Annotated in this window: 16 protein-coding genes and 1 pseudogene; 3 read left to right on the top strand and 14 right to left on the bottom strand. The window is 48.8% G+C overall.

The genetic code is table 11. From position 1 onward, the window contains the following. Window positions 1–16: 16 nt before the first annotated feature. The 8 genes from EFBL_RS12605 to EFBL_RS12570 all read right to left on the bottom strand — a co-directional run bounded on the left by EFBL_RS12605 (window position 17) and on the right by EFBL_RS12570 (window position 6308). On the bottom strand, window positions 17–973 hold the full coding sequence (locus EFBL_RS12605; protein WP_096182472.1) for an ABC transporter permease subunit: 957 nt from the start codon (window positions 971–973) through the stop codon (window positions 17–19). Further along, window positions 963–2471 (bottom strand): sugar ABC transporter ATP-binding protein, encoded by a 1509-nt coding sequence (locus tag EFBL_RS12600; protein ID WP_096182471.1) that lies wholly within the window; start codon window positions 2469–2471, stop codon window positions 963–965. Before EFBL_RS12600 ends, EFBL_RS12605 begins: the two co-directional genes overlap by 11 nt. A gap of 15 nt (window positions 2472–2486) precedes the next feature. Beyond that, window positions 2487–2882 (bottom strand): D-ribose pyranase, encoded by a 396-nt coding sequence (gene rbsD, locus EFBL_RS12595; RefSeq protein ID WP_096182470.1) that lies wholly within the window; start codon window positions 2880–2882, stop codon window positions 2487–2489. A gap of 5 nt (window positions 2883–2887) precedes the next feature. Then, window positions 2888–3811 carry a ribokinase gene (gene rbsK, locus EFBL_RS12590; RefSeq protein WP_096182469.1) on the bottom strand — a complete coding sequence of 308 codons (924 nt, stop codon included), beginning with the start codon at window positions 3809–3811 and terminating at the stop codon, window positions 2888–2890. Next, the gene (locus EFBL_RS12585; RefSeq protein WP_096182468.1) at window positions 3808–4812 is read right to left on the bottom strand and encodes a LacI family DNA-binding transcriptional regulator; all 1005 of its coding nucleotides are present in this window, start codon (window positions 4810–4812) and stop codon (window positions 3808–3810) included. Before EFBL_RS12585 ends, rbsK begins: the two co-directional genes overlap by 4 nt. A 205-nt stretch (window positions 4813–5017) precedes the next feature. Further along, a complete protein-coding gene (locus tag EFBL_RS12580; protein ID WP_096182467.1) occupies window positions 5018–5389 on the bottom strand; it encodes an ArsR/SmtB family transcription factor in 372 nt (123 codons plus the stop codon). Continuing rightward, entirely contained in the window at window positions 5389–5817 is a 429-nt protein-coding gene (locus EFBL_RS12575; protein ID WP_424955056.1) for an SRPBCC family protein, read from the bottom strand. Before EFBL_RS12575 ends, EFBL_RS12580 begins: the two co-directional genes overlap by 1 nt. Before the next feature lie 113 nt (window positions 5818–5930). After that, the gene (locus EFBL_RS12570; protein ID WP_096182465.1) at window positions 5931–6308 is read right to left on the bottom strand and encodes a PH domain-containing protein; all 378 of its coding nucleotides are present in this window, start codon (window positions 6306–6308) and stop codon (window positions 5931–5933) included. A 553-nt stretch (window positions 6309–6861) separates the two neighbouring features. Here EFBL_RS12570 and EFBL_RS12565 point away from each other — a divergent pair. The 3 genes from EFBL_RS12565 to EFBL_RS12555 all read left to right on the top strand — a co-directional run bounded on the left by EFBL_RS12565 (window position 6862) and on the right by EFBL_RS12555 (window position 9771). Then, the gene (locus tag EFBL_RS12565; RefSeq protein ID WP_096182464.1) at window positions 6862–7779 is read left to right on the top strand and encodes a restriction endonuclease; all 918 of its coding nucleotides are present in this window, start codon (window positions 6862–6864) and stop codon (window positions 7777–7779) included. Between the two features lie 172 nt (window positions 7780–7951). Further along, entirely contained in the window at window positions 7952–8911 is a 960-nt protein-coding gene (locus EFBL_RS12560; protein ID WP_096182463.1) for a DNA cytosine methyltransferase, read from the top strand. Further along, a complete protein-coding gene (locus EFBL_RS12555; RefSeq protein ID WP_207907610.1) occupies window positions 8908–9771 on the top strand; it encodes an NgoMIV family type II restriction endonuclease in 864 nt (287 codons plus the stop codon). Before EFBL_RS12560 ends, EFBL_RS12555 begins: the two co-directional genes overlap by 4 nt. Window positions 9772–10460: 689 nt before the next feature. Here EFBL_RS12555 and EFBL_RS12545 read toward each other — a convergent pair. The 6 genes and pseudogenes from EFBL_RS12545 to EFBL_RS12520 form a co-directional block, all read right to left on the bottom strand. Beyond that, window positions 10461–11516: an N-acetylglucosamine kinase gene (locus EFBL_RS12545; protein ID WP_096182461.1), complete on the bottom strand. Its 1056-nt coding sequence runs from the start codon at window positions 11514–11516 to the stop codon at window positions 10461–10463. Further along, window positions 11513–13024 (bottom strand): argininosuccinate lyase, encoded by a 1512-nt coding sequence (gene argH / locus EFBL_RS12540; RefSeq protein ID WP_096182460.1) that lies wholly within the window; start codon window positions 13022–13024, stop codon window positions 11513–11515. Before argH ends, EFBL_RS12545 begins: the two co-directional genes overlap by 4 nt. A 28-nt stretch (window positions 13025–13052) precedes the next feature. Then, on the bottom strand, window positions 13053–13808 hold the full coding sequence (locus EFBL_RS12535; RefSeq protein WP_096182459.1) for a creatininase family protein: 756 nt from the start codon (window positions 13806–13808) through the stop codon (window positions 13053–13055). A gap of 50 nt (window positions 13809–13858) precedes the next feature. Continuing rightward, window positions 13859–16387: pseudogene (locus EFBL_RS12530) on the bottom strand (NEW3 domain-containing protein). Window positions 16388–16502: 115 nt separating this feature from the next. Then, complete coding sequence (locus tag EFBL_RS12525; RefSeq protein ID WP_096182458.1) at window positions 16503–18236, bottom strand: ABC transporter permease; 1734 nt, start codon at window positions 18234–18236, stop codon at window positions 16503–16505. 12 nt (window positions 18237–18248) lie between these two features. Continuing rightward, the gene (locus EFBL_RS12520; RefSeq protein ID WP_096182457.1) at window positions 18249–19322 is read right to left on the bottom strand and encodes an ABC transporter ATP-binding protein; all 1074 of its coding nucleotides are present in this window, start codon (window positions 19320–19322) and stop codon (window positions 18249–18251) included. Window positions 19323–19378: the final 56 nt, after the last annotated feature.

Genomic DNA, 19378 nt, shown 5'->3' with positions numbered 1-19378 from the left:
TGTGTTTTGAATTTCTTTATTTTCGGGACTTGGATCGGTCCAGCAGAACCGCTGCGAGGATCACTCCCCCTTTCACCACCTGCTGATAGAAGGAAGATACGTTTAGCAGATTCAGACCATTATCCAGAATCCCTATGATCATGGCACCTATCAAAGTGCCTGCGATCCAGCCTCTGCCGCCAGCCAGACTGGTGCCTCCAAGAACAACGGCCGCGATGGCATCCAGTTCATAAGCGGTACCCGCTGTAGGCTGTGCGGAATTCAATCGGGATGTCAAAATGATGCCGCTGAAAGCAGCCAACAATCCGCTGATGGAATACACCATGACTTTGACACGATCCGTATGGATGCCGGAAAGACGGGTCGCTTCCTCATTTCCGCCGAGGGCATACACATGACGTCCAAAGGTGGTGTGCTTGAGGACCACATACAGGATGGCAAAGGAAAGCAGCATCCAGATAATCGGCATGGGGATTTCCAGGAAATACCCTTTGCCAAACATCGCAAACTCCGGACTTAAACCGGTGATCGGTTTGCCCTCCGTATAGACCAGGGTCAACCCGCGAAACACCGTCATGGTGGCAAGCGTGGCGATGAAGGGAGCGATTTTTCCTTTTGCGATCATGATGCCGTTGACGGCCCCCATGACGGCTCCCAGCAACAGTCCCACAAGAGCCGCCAGCCAAGCATCCATTCCCCCGGCAATCAGGCCGGCTGTTACGGCACCTGACAGAGCCAGAATGGAACCTACGGAAAGGTCAATCCCGCCGGTCAGGATTACGAATGTCATGCCAAAAGCAATCAATGCGTTAATGGAAATCTGTCTCAACACGTTAAAAATATTGCCTACCGTCAAGAAGTCATTGCTGATCATGGACAGGGCAACCACGATTACGCCCAATCCCAGCAAGGGCCCCATCCGCTGCAGCATGTTTCTGGTTTTGTTCCCGGATGTGTGCAGGTTAGCCTGCATGTCGACTTCCCCCTCCCGTTGCGGCATGCATGATGATTTCCTGAGTCGCTTCTTCACGCGTGAACTCACCTGTGATCCGGCCTTCATGCATAACCAGAATCCGATCGCTCATGCCCAACACTTCCGGCAATTCAGATGAAATCATGATGATGGCCACACCCTGTTCGGCCAATTGATTCATCAGATCATAGATTTCTTTCTTGGCGCCGATATCGACACCCCTGGTGGGTTCATCCAGAATCAGGATCTTGGGTTGGGTGGCCAGCCACTTGCCGATTACCACCTTCTGTTGATTTCCGCCACTTAGAGATTCCACGGCCTGTTCCGCATTGGGAGTCTTTATCAGCAATTGCTTGATGGTTGATGAAGAAAGTTCCTGTTCTTTCCTCTTCTTGACGAAACCGAAGGAAGAAAGGGACGGCAGATTCGGCAGCGACAGGTTTTCCTTTACCGACAGCGGCAGCACCAATCCCTCGTCTTTGCGGTCGTCCGTCACTAATGCAATGCCTGCCCGGATCGCGTCAACCGGTTTCCGAATGACCACCTGCTCCCCGTCAATCACAATCCGGCCGCTGTCCATCCGTTCCGCTCCGAACAGAGCCTTGGCCAATTCGGTCCGGCCGGCGCCCATTAATCCTGCAATTCCCAGGATCTCGCCACCACGAACTGTCAGGCTGATATCGTGAAGTTTTCCTTTTTGGCTTACGCCTTCCACTCTTAGCCGCTCCTTGCCCAGCGGTACTTGCACTTTCGGGAAGCGATCTGTAATCTCCCGGCCCACCATCATCCGCACCAGTTCATTCATGTCGGTTTCGGACGTTTTTTTCGTGCCTATGTGATGTCCGTCCCGCAATACGGTGACACGATCACAGATCTGGAAAATTTCCTCCATCCGGTGGGAGATGTAGATCATCCCCACCCCTTTTTGTTTTAACGAGGCAATGACTCCGAACAATGACTCAATCTCGCGGTGGGTCAGGGCTGCCGTAGGTTCATCCAACACCAGAATGTCCGCTTGCATGGAGAGCGCTTTGGCAATTTCCACCATTTGCTGCTGCCCGACAGACAGGCTGCCAACCAGAGTTTCCGGATCCAGATCCATTCCGAGTTGGGACAGATACCGCCTGGCTTGTTCTCTCATGACACGCCAACGGATCAATCCTGTTTTGCCAAAGGTGAATTCCCGTCCCAGATAGATGTTTTCCGCTACCGTCAGATCCGGGATCAGGTTCAATTCCTGGTGAATGATGGCAATCCCCAGGTCTTGAGCCACCCGCGGAGAGGCAATTTCTTTCCGCTGACCCTTGATCAGGATGGTTCCCTGGTCTTTGGCATAAATTCCGCCAAGAATCTTCATCAATGTGGACTTTCCGGCACCGTTCTCCCCCATCAGGGCATGAACTTCACCGGATTGAAGAGAGAATTGCACATTTTCCAAGACCTTGACGCCCGGAAACGATTTGCTGATGCCTTTCATTTCGAGCAATGGATTTGTCATGGCAACCCCTTCCTTTTAGAAGACCACTCCGGCTTCCAGGATGATGTTGGCGTAGGGGGTGAACTCCCCGGTTCGAATCACCGCCTTGGCGTCTTTCGTCATTTGCTTGAATTCTTCGTGGCTTACGCTCTTGAGTTCAATCCCTTGCAGGGCTGCATCCACTTTGGCTTTCATGTCGGGACTTACAGTCAGCATTTCCGTCGCAATGCAGGCTTTCTCCACCTGCATCTCGACAAGAACCGTTTCCAGCGTCTCCATGAAGGATGGCACACCTTGTTTTAATGCCAGATCAATTCGTTTCACATGGGAAGGGATGGGCAAACCGCTGTCGCAGATCACAATTTTGTCGGTATGTCCCAACTCGCTGATGACTTTCGAAATCTCGCTGTTGATAATGCCAATTTTCTTCATGTTCTTCACACCTTCTGAAAACTGAACTTCTCTACTTCTTCCAGGGTCGGCATTCCTGCCTGCGCCCCCAGTTTGGTAACGGCAAGCGCCGAAACTTTTGAGGCAAAGGAAATGGCTTCCGGGAGAGCCCGGTTTGAAGCAATGGCAAAAGCCAATCCAGCATTAAAAGCGTCTCCGGCCCCCGTAGTATCCACTACAGGAACCTTGTATGCAGATACTCGTTGCAACCGCTCACCCGAACGCATGAAAGCGGATCCCTCTGCCCCTAGTGTGGTAATCACATTCTCAATCCCCAACTCAAGCAGGTTTTCCATCGCTTGTTCCAGTTGTTCCCCTTCAGCGCCCATGCCTGTCAGAATGCTTAGTTCTGTGCGGTTAGGGGTGATATAGTCGACGTTGCAAAGCAGCTCCATTGGAAGTGCCTGAGCCGGTGCCGGGTTCAAGATCACCTTTTTCCCGTGGTGTTTGGCCAATTTGGCGGCGTGGATCACAGTCTCCAAAGGAGACTCCAGCTGGAGCAGCACCAGATCCGCCTGGATGATGAAAGGTTCGTTACGGTCTACGTCTTCCGGAAGACAACAAGAATTAGCCCCCGGTACCACTACGATACTGTTATCCCCTTCCGCCAGAAGGATGGAAGCCACGCCGGTAGGCACCCCATCCACCGCCTTGACTGCCGAGGTAACGACCCCATCCTTTTGCAAGGCCGCTACCAGTTGCTCACCAAAAGCATCTTGTCCCACAGCGCCAATCATTACGGTTTGGGCTCCCAGACGAGCCGCCGCTACCGCCTGATTGGCCCCTTTCCCTCCAGGTATGAAATGAATCCTGTCCCCCAGGACGGTTTCCCCCATACGCGGAGCCCTTCCGGCTTCCACAACCAGATCCATGTTCAAACTGCCGACTACGACAATTCTCGGACGATTCATTTCATCCGCTCCCTTCTTGTCGAGTTTCTGGCAATCAATGAAACTTCCAGTTCACAAACTTGATTCTCTTGCAGAGTTCCGTTAATCTTTTGGATCAGGATTTCAGCGGCAAGCGACCCCATTTCATAGATGGGCTGCGCCACTGTGGTCAGCTCCGGTTCCATAATCTCCGTCAAGTAGATTCCGTCAAACCCGCAAACGGCTATCTGGTCAGGCACCCGAATCCCCAACCGGTGCAGAGCTTTCAGGGCACCTACCGCCATCAAATCATTCCCGGCGAAGATTCCATCCACATCCGGATGCTGCTCCAACAGCAGCTCTACCGCTTTCATCCCCCCGTCCAACCGGAAATTCCCGGGGACCATCAGGGTGGGGGTGAACCAGTCAAACCCTTTCACCGCATGTTCATATCCAAGCAAACGTTCTTTCGCGGTGGTGATCTCCTGCGGCCCATAGATATGGGCAATCTTTCGGCATCCCGTTTCCAGCAGGTGCCGTACCGCCACCTGAGCCCCCATGGAGTTTTGCGAGCGGACAATACTGCAATCCTCTTCGGAAGGCGCTCTGTCCAATACCACCAGTGGGATGTTGTGCTTCTTCATCTGCGCCACATCTTCTTTCCCAAGGGTCTGGGAAGCGAAGATAATGCCGTCGATATATTTCTTTTTCAGCACCTCGATATACGTTTTTTCCTTCGCGCCCTGATCATCGGAGTTACAGAGAATGACGGTAAATCCGTGCTTCCGGGCCTCATCTTCCACTGCTCTCGCCATTTCCGCGAAGAAAGGGTTGGTAATGTCCGGCAGAATGACCGCAATGGTGCCGGTTCGCTTGCTGGCAAGTCCCCGGGCCACCGCATTGGGTTCAAAGTGCAGCTGCTGGATGGCTTTGCGTACCTTTTGCTCAGTTCCTTGATTCACGTATCCGTTTTTGTTAATAACCCGGGAAACGGTAGCCACCGAAACCCCCGCCAACTTCGCCACATCTCGGATGGTTGCCATGATTCGTTCACCACATTTTATGTGTAACCGGTTACATATCGCTCAAAAAAATAAAACTATTTAATACGATTCAGATGTGTAAGCGGTTACATATTTGACTCCAATTTACTATGTGTTCGGTGGAGAGTCAAGTATTTTTTTGCAAAGCGAAACAGGCTGCCAGACGGCAACCTGTCTTGGTGCGCTTTATACGGATCCCCATTAGTTAGCCCTTAGATTCCTCATCGCGTTTGGATACCATGAGGCTTAAATCGCCTGTTTCCTCATTTTCCATTAAATGTTTAAGCATTGAAAGCTTGTTGTCCCAAAATTGTTCATAGAAGGAAAGCCATTCCTTTATTTCGAGAAGCGCCTCCGGTTGGAGCTTGTACCGCTTCTCCCTGCCCATTTTCTCCACAGTAACAAGTTTTGACTCCGAAAGGATGCGTAAATGTTTGGAAACGGCTGTACGGCTCATAGGAAAGTGCTCACTTATTACAGTTACAGGCAATTCCTTATCAGCCAGAAGTTTTATGATTTTACGTCGAGTGGGATCGGCGATAGCCTGAAAAACATCATGATTTTTCGCAGTTGACATTAACCCTCAACTACTTTGCGCAGATTCACGTTAACAAGCGGCTCCCAACCATTGTCCATGCGGTTTCTTATCACTGAATGTTTTTCTGAAGCTTTTGGAATCATCTCGTCAGGTTCTCCCCAACCGGAATGAATGAGCGTAAACTCTGTTTTTCCGTCCAGCTCCTTTAACTCAAAAGTAACACGCCAGCCAAATTCATCCCAAGAAAAGGATAGCCGGTTAGGCGGATCCAGCTCCAAAACTTTGCAAGGTGAAGGTCCAAAAGGTGACTGTAAAGTGAATTCATGTCCGACTTTTTGATCAAAATCATTAGGCATAAACCATGCGGCTATTCCTTCTGAAGTTGAGACTGCTTCCCACACCTTCTGAATTGGAGCATTAAATATGACGGTTTTGCGGATATCGGGCAACTTGCCTTGCATTATTATAACCTCCACATCAAGTTTAAACGAAACCAAAAGGTTTCATATACGAATTATACGAAACCTTTTGGTTTCATGTCAAATTTCAGTACTGAGAAGTTTGTCCACTGCACCACCTGTTACTTGCACACATATTCCGCAAGTACACTTTGGACTTCGTAGATATTCAGACTCTTGTTAAATTGTTTTTGCAACGGGATTGCATTTCCCGAAATCCAGATCTTAAGTTCCGCATCCAGGTCGAAATGCCCTGCTGTCTCAATGCTGAAGTGAGAAATGCTCTTGTAGGGAATGGAGTGGTACTCCACCTTCTTCCCGGTGACCCCTTGCTTGTCAATCAAAATGAGCCTTTTGTTCGTAAAGATAAACATGTCTCGAATCAGTTTGTATGCTTTTTCGATCTTTTCAGTGGGACTCAGTATATTCGCGTATTCTCTTTGAACCTCTTCCACCTTCACCTCTGAGGCATTGCCCATCAACCCGTCAAACAAGCCCATACCCTTGTCCTCCTCACGGAAAATTTGGAAAGTCATACCCTTTATATTCGTTCAGGAGGAGGATGATACCTTTGGATTGCCTATTTGTACGTTTAACCGTAGGCGCCTATACACCGTTTGTACAAGGGGTCTTCATCATTTGCACACGAAAACGTGGGGTATTGGCGATGGCCTCTCCATGATCCACAATCGGCAATCTCCGAATCTGGGCTTGCCATCAAGTCTGCCGCTTCATGAGCTTTCATTTCGAGGAATCCTGTAACTTAAACTTGTCATACATTTTTCAATCAGGACTTCGTTGAGGTTTTGGACTTCGGCTACCACACTTAGAACAATGTTCCGGTCGATAATGACGCCGACTAATTTCTTTAACCCTCCCTCTTGAAAAATTAATCACAATCACTTGTCTTCCCTGTTATCTATGGGCAATTTTTCCATTTCAATGCTTGTCTTCAACGCTTGTCGACAGTAAGAAAAGGTTGATTAAAGAATGGTCTTTTGTAATTTGGTATACTGGATGTTAAGAAATGAATGATAAATTGAGGTGACAAAAGTGGCAGTGCCAGATTTTCAGTCATTAATGCTTCCATTTCTTAAAAAATTAGCTGATCGGAAAGAGCACAGCTTGAGCGAAATATTTGATATATTAGCCGAAGAATTCCATCTAACTCCCGATGACCGAAACGAATTACTTCCAAGTGGAAGACAATCAAAATTTGAAAATAGAGTAGGATGGGCCAGAACCTACATGAAAAAGGCTGGCCTGCTGGAGAGTACTGCAAGGGCAAAATTTAGAATTACTTCCCGTGGCCTTGAGGTATTAGCCGAAAATCCTCCTTACATTAACGTTAAATATCTAGAAAGATTCCCCGAATTTCTTGAATTTCGAAATACTGCTTCACAATCTACTGTTGAAAATATTGAAAAAAATGAGAAGAACACAGAATATGGACAAACCCCTGAAGAAGTTCTTGAGTCAAGTTACTTGGACCTAAGACGTGAATTAGCCCAAGAACTTCTGGAAAGAGTTAAGAAGTGCTCCCCAACATTCTTTGAAAGACTTGTTGTTGATTTACTTGTTGCTATGGGATATGGGGGGTCAAAGGTCGATGCCGGTCAAGCGATCGGGCGTAGTGGAGATGAAGGGATCGACGGAATCATAAAGGAAGATAAACTTGGTTTAGATGTTGTCTATATACAAGCTAAACGATGGGAGGCCACTGTTGGACGACCAATTGTTCAAGCATTTGCTGGAAGTTTAGAAGGGCAAAGAGCGAGAAAGGGAGTTCTTATTACAACATCAAATTTTTCTCAAGACGCCAAGGAATACGTAAGTAGAATCGAAAAAAAGATTGTCCTTATCAACGGTGAACAGTTAGCACAATTAATGATTGACCACGATATTGGTGTTTCAGAAATTTCTAGATATATAGTGAAGAAAATTGATTTAGATTACTTTGGAGATGAATAAGTAGAGCAAGCTCTTGATAGATGTTCTACAACCTAATGCTGTTTTCAATTCCTCATCTTAACTCCATGTTTTTGTTCGTTGAGTGTTAAGAGTTTACGAAAGTATGTTCTGTTTGATATTCTTCTCTCAAAAGGATCGTGCAAAAAAATAGAGTTGTAGGAGTGTCAAAAAAATGTACTCTCTCGAAATCTGTGCAGGTGCCGGTGGACAGGCTCTCGGACTTGAACTGGCAGGGTTTCAGCATGTTGCGCTAGTAGAAATTGACTCTGCTGCCTGTTCAACACTTAGATTAAACCGTCCAAACTGGAATATCATTGAAGACGACCTGAGAAACTTTAACGGCAAAGACTATAAAGGAATTGATTTGTTGGCTGGAGGAGTACCTTGCCCACCATTCTCAAAAGCTGGAAAGCAACTCGGAAATCAGGATGAGCGTGACCTATTCCCTGAAGCATTACGCTTAATTGGGGAAATACGCCCAAAGGCAGTAATGTTGGAAAATGTCCGTGGTCTACTAGATTCGGTTTTTGATGACTATCGAAAAAAAATTATCGATGATTTGAGAAAGCTTGGTTACAGTGCTGAATGGAGACTAGTAACCGCTTCCGATTTCGGGGTTCCTCAACTTCGTCCTCGTGTGGTTTTTGTTGCAATTCGAAATGATTTATCGATGGAATTCAATTGGCCTCGTCCGTATGGTCACCCTCCATTAACCGTGGGAGAGACTCTTTATGATCTTATGACCGTTCGCGGGTGGCGTCTCGCAGATCGTTGGCGTGATCAAGCTAATGATATTGCACCAACTATTGTGGGAGGATCAAAAAAACATGGTGGTCCGGACCTAGGTCCAACCCGCGCAAAAAGGGCCTGGGCTGCACTGGGAGTAGATGGGCACGGTATTGCAAACGATGCACCAGATCCTGACTTTGTTGGATTGCCTCGATTGACCAATCGCATGGTTGCCCGTTTGCAAGGTTTCCCTGATACTTGGGAGTTCTTCGGGAAAAAGACCCCTGCATATCGACAGATAGGAAATGCATTCCCGCCCCCAGTAGCGCAAGCTGTCGGAGAACAAATTAGACTCTGTTTACAAGCAGTAACAAGAACAAGACTAAGAAGGGTATATGGATGATGATGATGGATGCTCATATTGCCGCCACCAGAAAAAAATTTCACAAAAATCTGTTGAAATCTGTACTAACTATCAATAGTAATGGGATTCCCAGTAATGCTGACAAGGATAGTAAACTCTCAGTTCGCATTGCAACGGGTATTGCTGAAATCCTGCAATTTGTTACGGGTGAAAGACTTGCCGGTCAAACGAGTGGCAGTGAATTCGAAACAATTACTTCAGAGTTTATTCGTGAAGCCTTTTTGCCACTCCAACATATACGCCCAGGAAATTGGGAAATTAAGAAAATCGGGAATCGTAACAGGTTAGCAATTGCTCAATTCGAACAATATTCACATTTGGTCGAATTGGATAAAGCCGCCAAAATCAACCCGGAGTTAGCAGCGGCTCTAGGCAATGACTACACTATCACCCCGGATATTATCATTATTCGTCACCTTTTAAGCGATGATGAGATCAACACTCCAAAACAGATTGTTGACAACTCGGTCTCTTTGCGCACAGCACTACGAGCGTCAAACAATGGGAAGCCATTATTGCATGCCAGCATATCTTCAAAATGGACAATTCGTTCGGATCGCAGTCAAAACAGTCGTGCAGAGGCGTTGAACCTCATTAGAAACAGAAAGGGGCACCTGCCACACATTGTTGTTGTAACCGCAGAACCGTTACCGAGTCGCCTTGCTTCGATCGCACTTGGAACCGGTGATATAGATTGCGTCTATCATTTTGCCCTTGATGAATTACTTGCGGCTGTACAAGCAACTAACGCCGAAGATTCTTTGGAACTTCTAAATATTATGATCGATGGGAAACGTCTTAAAGACATTTCTGATTTGCCGTTAGATCTAGCTATTTAAAAAAATGCCCAATATGCACTGAATCCATTTTGTAGTCACTTCTAAAAAACTACGCCGATCTCAAGAAATGGTATCTGTATTCTAATGAAGCCATTTCTTTTAATTTGCGCTAGTAGCGCTCAATATTGTAGAAGTGGATTTACTTTTCTAATTCACTGATAAAATGGTTAGTGTTAAAAAACTAAGGTTGAAAAAATCCGGACAGAAGCTCACATCACGGTGAAATTCCATAATACCTAGCGTATTGAACGAGTTGTCAAACAGGGACACATCCACATCAAGTTGGGAGGTAGCGTCGATCCTTGCCGGGATTCCCTAGATGACAGGGGTGAGTGTAACCTCCAGGTTTCGTAATAAAGAGGCGGACTTATCTAGGAGAATTGTTTCCATCGGAAGAAAACTTGGAATACTTATACCAGAAATGGAAGAATACAGACCTGGGAAGCATAACGCCTCAAACATTAGGAAGCAAAGTAATCTTTCCCCCTTAACCCAATCCGTATCGATCTTATTCCCAAACATAATTGAACAATTAAAAAAGGGTTGGGAGCCACATCCCAACCCTTACGATTATTTAGAGGTTTTTCTCTAAATCCTTACCACCACTATAATCCCATCCGTACCGTTTATCTTGCCTAACACGTTATGTCTAGTTTATGTTTCCCTACATATTTTCTGTTTGTTCGATTTCAATCTGGATACCAATAGCTTGTGATAAAGCTTCGGTGTTGGACTACTGCACCGTCTTCTTTCATTTTAACAGTACTAACCGAAATCTCCTTCGCCAACCTCTCCAAAACCTTTGTATCACTTATCCCCAGTTCCATAAGCCCCCGCAGCACACCGCCGCAGACCGGTTCGTACTTGGGAGAAATAATCTGTACGTTCGGGCACTCCTTCTTTATAATTCTGATCACCTGTTCCCGAATCGTAGAATTTTGACTGAGCACCCCTCCCATAAGCACCAGGTCAAAAGGTTCCTGCTGCAACGACAGTCTGTTGATAACCGCCATGGCGGCTTTAGCCAGTTCCTCACTGGCTTTCTGTAGAATACTTATTGCTTTCCAATCACCGTTCTCGGCAAGTTCACACAAGAGGGGAGTCAATGCCGCCACCCGATCCACGGAGAATTCGGGACCGTAGATCCAAGCTATGAGATCTTCCTCATTCTTCAAGGACAGTTCCGCGAGAATCGGTTTCGTAATTTGGGAAGACTTCTCTCGACCATCATAAGCATGGAGAACATGAATCACCGCGGCTTTGCCAATTGAATACCCGCTGCCTTCGTCACCCACCCGGTGTCCCCAACCGCCGGCACGCGCTAATTTGTCATCACGTACTCCACATGCAATGGAACCGGTTCCGGAGACCACAAGCACTCCAGGTCCGTGCCCCACAGCCCCAAGCAAAGTCATCATTCCGTCATTGTCCAGCAGAACTCGATCAGCCTGGATTTTTGAGCTTTCAAGAGCCTGCTGAACCACCTGTTCCAGTACCACCCTGTCATTCTCCGTATCAAGACCCGCCAAACCGAACACAGCGCATTGAACGCACAGCGAGGAATCCTTGGACACCAACGAAGACAGCACACTCGTCAGCGTCTCCCTTACAGAATCAATCCCCACACTCTGGTAATTACAGGCCCCTCCGTGTGCGTATCCCAGAACTTCCCCTTGTTCATTGCAAAGCACGGCCCTGCAGTTGGTTGCACCCGCATCGACAGCCAGCACGGGAATGGGATTCATGCTTGCTCGCCCCACATTTTTGCTGTTTCATCCAGTTGCTTCATGCACTGTTCCACTTTCTGTTGCTGCTGCTGCAGCCAGTTCCGGTTCTGCCGCCACAAACTTTGGCGGTCACCAATCATCCGCTTCATCTCTACGGGTGCGGGTCCGCCCGGCAAGGAGCGAATCTCCACAAAATGTACGGGATCCAGAGCTTTGGAAATCACATCCTGCGAGACCTGAAGCGGGCGCCCAAGCACCTCCTGAGCAGCCTCATCAACAATATCCGTTGTAATTTGATTGGCCGCAAGTCCCTTTGCCATGGCCAGTTTCACGGTGCGGCTCACCACCGAATGCGAAGTCCGGAAGGACAATCCACATTCCCGAACCAACGTATCCGCCAGCTCCGTGATGGTGGCAAAACTGGACTTGGCCCGTTCCAGCAGCAGGTCCTTGTTGACTTCCGCCGTTCCCATGACAACGGCAAGCAGGCGATACAATTGATCCGCCAGCCGCAGCGCTTTCCAGAGATATGGCTGCATATCGTCTTCCGTGTCTACAATATCGCCGAAAGGAGTATTGTGAAGCATCGTAAGAACGGTCGATGTATTGCCCACTCCGCTTGAACACAGGGAGCGGATATGCTCGAAAGAGACCGGGTTTCGCTTCTGGGGCATAATGGAGCTGATCTGTACGTACGGATCGGCTACTTTAACCGCTCCGAATTCTTGGGTGGACCAGAGAAGCAGGTCCTGCAGGAAACGTCCCATCCCCAGGAAGGACAACTGCAGACTGGATGCAATCTCCCCGAGGTAGTCCCCTCCGCCAATCGCATCGTAGGAGTTCTCCACCAATCCTTCGAAAGCCAGAAGTTCCGCCACCCGCTTCCGATCAATGGCAAAGCCCGAGGTGGTCAAGGCTGCCGCCCCCAGAGAACTCCTGTTACATGTGGAGTAAGCGGCCTGCAAACGTTTGACATCCCGGCCCAAAGAGTCTACAACCGCCATGAGATAGTGAGCCAGGGTTGTGGGCTGAGCCTGTTGGGTATGAGTGTATCCGAGCATTACCGTATCCACGTTCTCTTCCGCTACGGTCAGCAATGACTCTTGCAAGTAGAGAAGAGCGCTTAGAGCACTCAGCAATTTTTTCCGCAGGGCCATCCGGTACATGGCCACTCCCATGTCATTCCGGCTTCTTGCCAGGTGCAGGTTCCCCGCAATCTCCCCTGCCGATTGCAGCAGCAGATGCTCCACCTGAAAGAACAGATCCTCATACTGACCTGTATATTTGGAATTTCGGATTTCCTCTTCATCCAGTCCGTTGATCGCCTTCATGATGATATTGGCATCCTGCTGCGAGACAAGCTTCTGTTCAACCAACATGATCAGATGCGCCTTGTTGATGGCCATCATCGATTCATAAAGGTTGTGCTTGGCTTCCTCGTAGGCAGGTTCTAATACCACTTCCGTATAGGTCTTGCCGGGAAAAAATTGGCCTTCCACTTTAAAGATTGCCTTGCGGTTTAGCATGTGTCTCTCTCCTGTCTGGTGGTCTGATCTATGAGTTACTGTTAGCTAACCAGTCTTGCACGACTTTTGATAGATTTGTTGCCGCTTCTTTCACGATCTTTTTTCCTGTTTCCAATGAGGTTTCACTGATGCGCCCCGTATAGCCGTCCCAGCCTTTTGGGGATCGTTCAACAAGTACATAAGGGTAGTTGGAAAGCGGCGGCGGTGTTTCGAAATTCGGGTCATCCGGCATTACTTGAACCGCTTCCGGGCATAATGCCTGGACAGCGGAAATTTCATAAGGTCCTCCATGTCCACGTCCACTCCCCGAAAAAACACCCCAACCGGCAACAGTTTCGAGGGCAACCATCTGCCACCAGTTGAGAATCAGAATGCTGCAGGGGGCAAACTTTCCTGTGACCCACTCCGCAGCTGTCCGGGCAATCCCCATGTTCGCGTCATGCGCATTCAAGATTAGAATTTTGGTAAATCCGGTTCTGCAGATCCCCTCCAATACTTCACAAACGTATTGAGTCATGATTGAGGGGGATATAGAGATCGTTCCCGGATAATGCTGGGTCTTCCCCGGACAGGCGGAATAAGGTATGGCGGGATAAAGTACGCCTTTGTAATTTCCTTTGAGCAGCCTGCTGAAACCTTCGGCCAGAATCAGGTCGGTGCCATAAGGGGCATGGGGTCCGTGGTATTCGATGCTGCCAAGGGGCAATGCGGCAAACTGTGCTTCTTCTACGGTTTTCTTTAAATCACGGCCTTGGATGATGCGAATTTCTGTCAGGGATTCCATGGGTGTTCCCTCCTTGATTGGAGGGGAGGGGAAACCCCCTCCCTCGTTGTCTACTCCAAGCTCAACATGTTTGCAAACAGACGGAAGGATCCGGGTACCAGACTTGGAATTTGACGGTACCAGGCAATACTGCTGTAGGTGTAGGTTCCTTCCCCGTATTTAGCTGTCAGGAAAGTTCCGGTAAATTCCTTCTCTCCCGGATCGCCGTTAGAGATCAGCTGAACATATTCAGGACTCCATTCAGACGGATTGTAGGCGGAACGATCCTGTACCCAGTTCGCCCAATCCGCATCGGTGATCTTGTTGGGCGTATTAAACAATGGATGATCAGGCGCCAAAACAGTTACCTTTGAGTTCTCATCTGTTACACGCCATTGGATCAGCGGGGTTCCGATCTTGATCGGATAAGGCGCCAGTTCCGGCTTCCAATTGTCTTCCGGCTTGTGATACTGTACAACCAGGTTGCCGCCGTTCTTCACGTAGTCCAACATTCTTCCACTACTTGCCAATAGGTCCGTACGGAATCCGTAAGCGCGAATGCCGAGAACGATGGTGTCGTACTTGGACAGGTCACCAAACTGGACTTCGTTGGCATCGAGATTTGTTACATTCACGCCCACTTGACGCAGGTACTGGTCGATGTTGTCGAACCCGCTGGATACGTACCCCACCTTCAGTCCTTCCCGAACCTTCAGGTCGAAGGCTTGAATGGTAAGCACTGAAGGAGTTACCAGATAGGTGCGCCCAATGTGCGGATATTCAATTACTTGCACGTCCTGTTCGCTGACTGCAGAACCTCTTACTGCTTTAGCCTTCACTTCGTACTTACCTTTTACAGTTCCCGCAGAAGCCTTGACAGTAAAGGAAGCTGATTGGGTCTCACCCTTCTTTGAAAAGTTTACAGCAGCTTGTTGCGGTTCCACTACCCAGCCTTCCGGAACTGACAACGATACAGTTGCCGTGGCAGCGCCTGGAGTATAGTTGCGAACCCCTACCTTCACAGAAATCGGTTCGTCAGTCTTCAATGTGTTTAGGACTGTCGCATTCGGGCTCAAGGAAACCGAGAACTCCGGCAATACGGCGAACGCATTCTTCGGAGTGACTGTAGACTTGGCTATCGTGCCGAAAGCTTCGTACTGAACGGTTGCTGACAGAATGGACTCCCGGTAAGGATGAAAACCGGCAGCATCTGCAGGAACAGTTACGTCATACTCGACGATTCCCGTTTGGTTATAGGCCAATCGGTCAAAGGTTGTGGTTCCTTTAGGAGTTGCTTGCCAACCCTCGGGCAGACTGAGGTTCACCTTAAAGTTCTTCATATCGACATTGCCGCCGTTGAATACCCGAACGGTTACTTTGGTTGTCTGTCCGCGGACTACCTCACCCGTGTCGGGGATCACTTTCACAACAAGTGAAGCAGCTTCCGCGCTAGCCTTGTAAAGCTGGTCAAGCTATGTGTTCAGTCGGTGCAGCAGATCGTCTTTGTCTGCTTCCGACAAAGAGGAAGCAGTAACGTTATCGACAGCGGAGCGAACATCCGCAATCATGTGATGAACCTTCTCGGCCACCTTGCCAAAGCTCGGGTAAGCGGCCATTACCTCATCCACATCTTTCTGCAGGTTTCTTAGGTCTTTGGTAACTTTATTGTCCTTGCCCTTGGTTTCCACTTCTTTGGCAAGGTCCTCAAATGTGAATGCAATTCCGTTGAACAGAGAATTCTCCTTCTCGGCCAGCGGAATTACCGCTTTCTCCAGTTTATAAAAGCCATCTTGCGGACCTTCATGATAGTCGCGTCCCATCCCCTGGCTCTTATGCATGTAACGGGATTCTTCCCCCAGTTGTACATAGGAGGCCCCATACATCTCATCATAAGTGCCGATAGGTACTGCTACTGTAAATGCTTTTGCATCTGCCGGAAGATAAAGTTTCTTCGGCTGCCATGGCTTCAAGCCCTGTTGGAGATGTTCCGGGAACACTTCCGGCTTTGCGGCATCATCGAAAGCACGAAGGGTTAGGATGTTGATCGCACGGTGATGACCATGAGTGGCGGGAGTGTTCAGGAAAGCAGGAATCAGAACATCAGGACGGTTCTTTCTGATTTCCCGAATCAGTCTTTCGTAGGCCACCTGATCATTCCACTTCTCCAAAGTTTCATCAGGGCTCTTGGAGAAGCCAAAGTCGTAGATGGGGTCGTTGATTTCCTGACTCAGCATTCCCAGCTTCACATTGGTGATCTTGGAAGCTTCCTGCAGTTCACGGGAACGAATCACCCCGAGTGCATTGTTGAGTTCACTCCCAATCTCATTCTGCCCGCCTTCCCCCCGGTTGGCGATGATACTGGAAGTAGAAACCCCGAGTCCGAGCGATGAGTACGCCAGCAGTGCACTGTGTTCGTCGTCCGGATGTGCCCCCGTATTCATGAGGCTTGCCACTGTGGTCAGCGGTTTGATGGCCTTCCACAGATCTACGATTCCACGTTCCGCGTGAACCGGACTCGCAGTTAAGGGCAGAAAAAGACTTCCTGCCATGCCCAGTACCGCAGCCGTCTGGGCCGTTCGTTGGAACCACTTCTTCATCATATTCCCCCTTTTCCCTTTATCGCGGCAGGCTATTTCCCTGATCCGCATTTGCTAAACCGTGTGACTGCCTAGGATGACACACGGTTCCCGCAACCCACATCATTGAAAAGAGCGATTAGGAGACCGCACTGCCTGCATTGTCCCCGCTAAATCTTCGAGTCAAGAACAGCACAATGATAATCAGGATTATTTGCAATACTCCGTATGCACAGGCTGTGCCGAATTCAAAGGAATACATTCTTTGGAAGATCTCCACGGAAATCGGTCGACTGTTGACTGTAAAGAGAAGAATCGACGCCACGAATTCTCCAATACCCTGCACAAAAGCAAGCAGTGTACCCGCAAGAATCCCACCGAGGGCCATTGGGAATACAACCCTCCGGAAACTGTACCACCAACTGGCCCCCAGGTTCCGTGCCGCTTCTTCCACAGAAGGATCCATTTGTGCAAAGGTAGCGGAAGTGGAACGGAAGACAAGAGGCAGATGGCGAACAAAATACGCTAACGGAATAATCCAGAAGGTTCCTACCAGAACTTGATTGAAACTGAATAGGCTTGGTTCGTTGAAAGCGGCTATCAGGTTAATCCCGACAACTGTTCCCGGGAGTGCCCAGGGTATCATAATCAACGCATCTAACAGGGATTTCCCTTTGAATTTCAATCGAGCGGCTGCATAAGCGGCAGCCACGCCGAAGATGACATTTCCAATCGTTGCGACAAAGCTCATCTCAAAACTGTTCCGAATCGGTTCCCACGTATTCTTGTCTGTAAATAGTTGAATGTAGTGGTCTACCGTATATTTTGGAGGCAGCACCTGAGTCGTCCAGGTCGCATCCACAGAGAAGGAAATCAGAGCAATCACCAGAATTGGCAGCAGCAGAATGATCACGCCAATGATGGAAGCAATCATGGTCAGGTATCTTCCGACCTGGCTTTTCACTTCCGTTCGGTGGACACTGACACCCTTGCTCTGGTTTTGGTAATTCCTGCGTCCCTGATACCAGCGCATGATAAACAGAAAGGCGATGGAAACAACTGAAAGGATTGTTGATTGCGTGGCTGCCATATCCAGATTCCCATTGGTACGGGAAAGATAGATTTGCATCGTCATGGTTCGTTCAATCCCAAAGATCAAGGGAGCCGTATAGGACGCCATGGAAATCATGAACACCAAAAGTGAGGATGCAATAATGGCCGGAGTCAGCATGGGAATGATCACCTTGCGCCATACCTGCCAACGATTGGCCCCCAGGTTATAGGCAGCTTCCTCCAACGAAGGATCCAACCCTGCAATGGCGGCGGATGCCGTCATGTAGAAGTAGGTGTACATCGTAAACGTATGAACGGCAAGAACACCGGGAATCCCTTTCAGATAAAAAGGGACCTGCTGCAAATCCAGCAACTCTTTGACTGCGCGGGGAATTATGCCGCTTTCCCCGTACAGGAACATAAAGGATAACACGCCAATCAAGGGAGGGAAGGCCATCGGAACCATGGCCAGCACGGACAGGATCTTGCGACCCGGGAATTCATAGCGGGCCAGAAGAAATGCCATGGTTACCCCAACAATTCCGCAAGTGATGACGCTTAATATCGAAATGTAAATGCTCGTGAACAAAGCTTCCAGATTGGAGGTATGGGTAAGGCTGAAGAACCTTGAGTAACTCTTCAGACTTACTTGGCCGTCTACCAACACACTGTTCATAAAGGTCTGGTACAAGGGATATACCACATATCCCAGCAAGACGAGAAACAACGGTGAAATCAGGACATATACAAACCAGGGCTTAGATGTCAGGTTTGTCCAGCGGCTCACGGCGGGTTGAGAAGTATTCAGTGAAGGCTGCATGCACTCCCCCCCCTATTCCACAAAGTAGATGCGATCCTTTGGAACATGAAGCGCAATCGACTCCCCGCGTTCCCGGACATCCATTCCAGTATTCACGAACATGGCCCGCAGGGTATGCTCCTGTACCTGAGCCAGATAATTCACACTGACACCCGTAAATTCGGAAAGTACAACATCCCCGTTGAGCACGTTCTCAGTCCATCCTGTTGCTGCCTGAAGCACTTCCGGCCGGATCGATAAGACCACTTTGCTTCCCGGGTTCAGATTGACGTTGGAGTTGGCATTTCGACTCAACCCTGTCAGTCGGATCGAGGGGGCAATCTGAACAGTAACTTCCTCTCCCGTTACCTGTTCCACAGTTCCTTCCAATAGATTTGTTTCTCCGATAAAGGAGGCTACAAATCGGTTTGCGGGACGATTGTAAATCTCTTTCGGAGTCCCAATTTGCTGAACCTGGCCTTTCTCCATGACCATGATCCGATCTGACATGGCCATGGCTTCCGCCTGATCATGTGTTACATAGATCGTTGTAATTCCCAGATCCAATTGCAGTCTTTTAATCTCCGAGCGCGTCTCTTCCCGAAGCTTGGCATCAAGATTCGAAAGCGGTTCGTCCAGAAGGAGAATTCCCGGTTCAATCACGAGAGCCCGGGCTAAAGCCACACGCTGCTGCTGTCCACCCGATAATTGGTCAATTCTGCGTGAACCCATTCCCGGCAGATGCACCTGTTCCAGCGCCCGCTCCACCCGTGTCTGGATCTCTCCCTTGGAAAGCTTGCGTACCTTAAGTCCAAAGGCCACATTCTCAAACACAGTCAAATGAGGAAAAAGGGCATAGTTCTGGAACACCATTCCTGTATTGCGCTTGTTGGGCGGGAGGTAGGTGACATCCTGTTCCCCAAATCGAATCCGTCCCGAACTCGGATAGTAAAAGCCTGCAATCATACGCAATGTCGTGGTCTTTCCACAACCGCTGGGGCCAAGGAACGTGAAAAATTCCCCCGGCTGAATTTGAATATCGACATTTTCCACTCCGACAACCTGGTCAAACTTCTTTGCTACTTTGTCTAGTGTAACTGAGATCATGGCATCCCCCTCCGATGTTTGCAAGCAGGCGGGGCATTGCCCCGCCCTTGTTCTCC

This window comes from Effusibacillus lacus (assembly GCF_002335525.1).
In the GTDB taxonomy this organism is placed as follows: domain Bacteria; phylum Bacillota; class Bacilli; order Tumebacillales; family Effusibacillaceae; genus Effusibacillus; species Effusibacillus lacus.
This window is presented reverse-complemented; position numbering and strand designations above follow the sequence as displayed.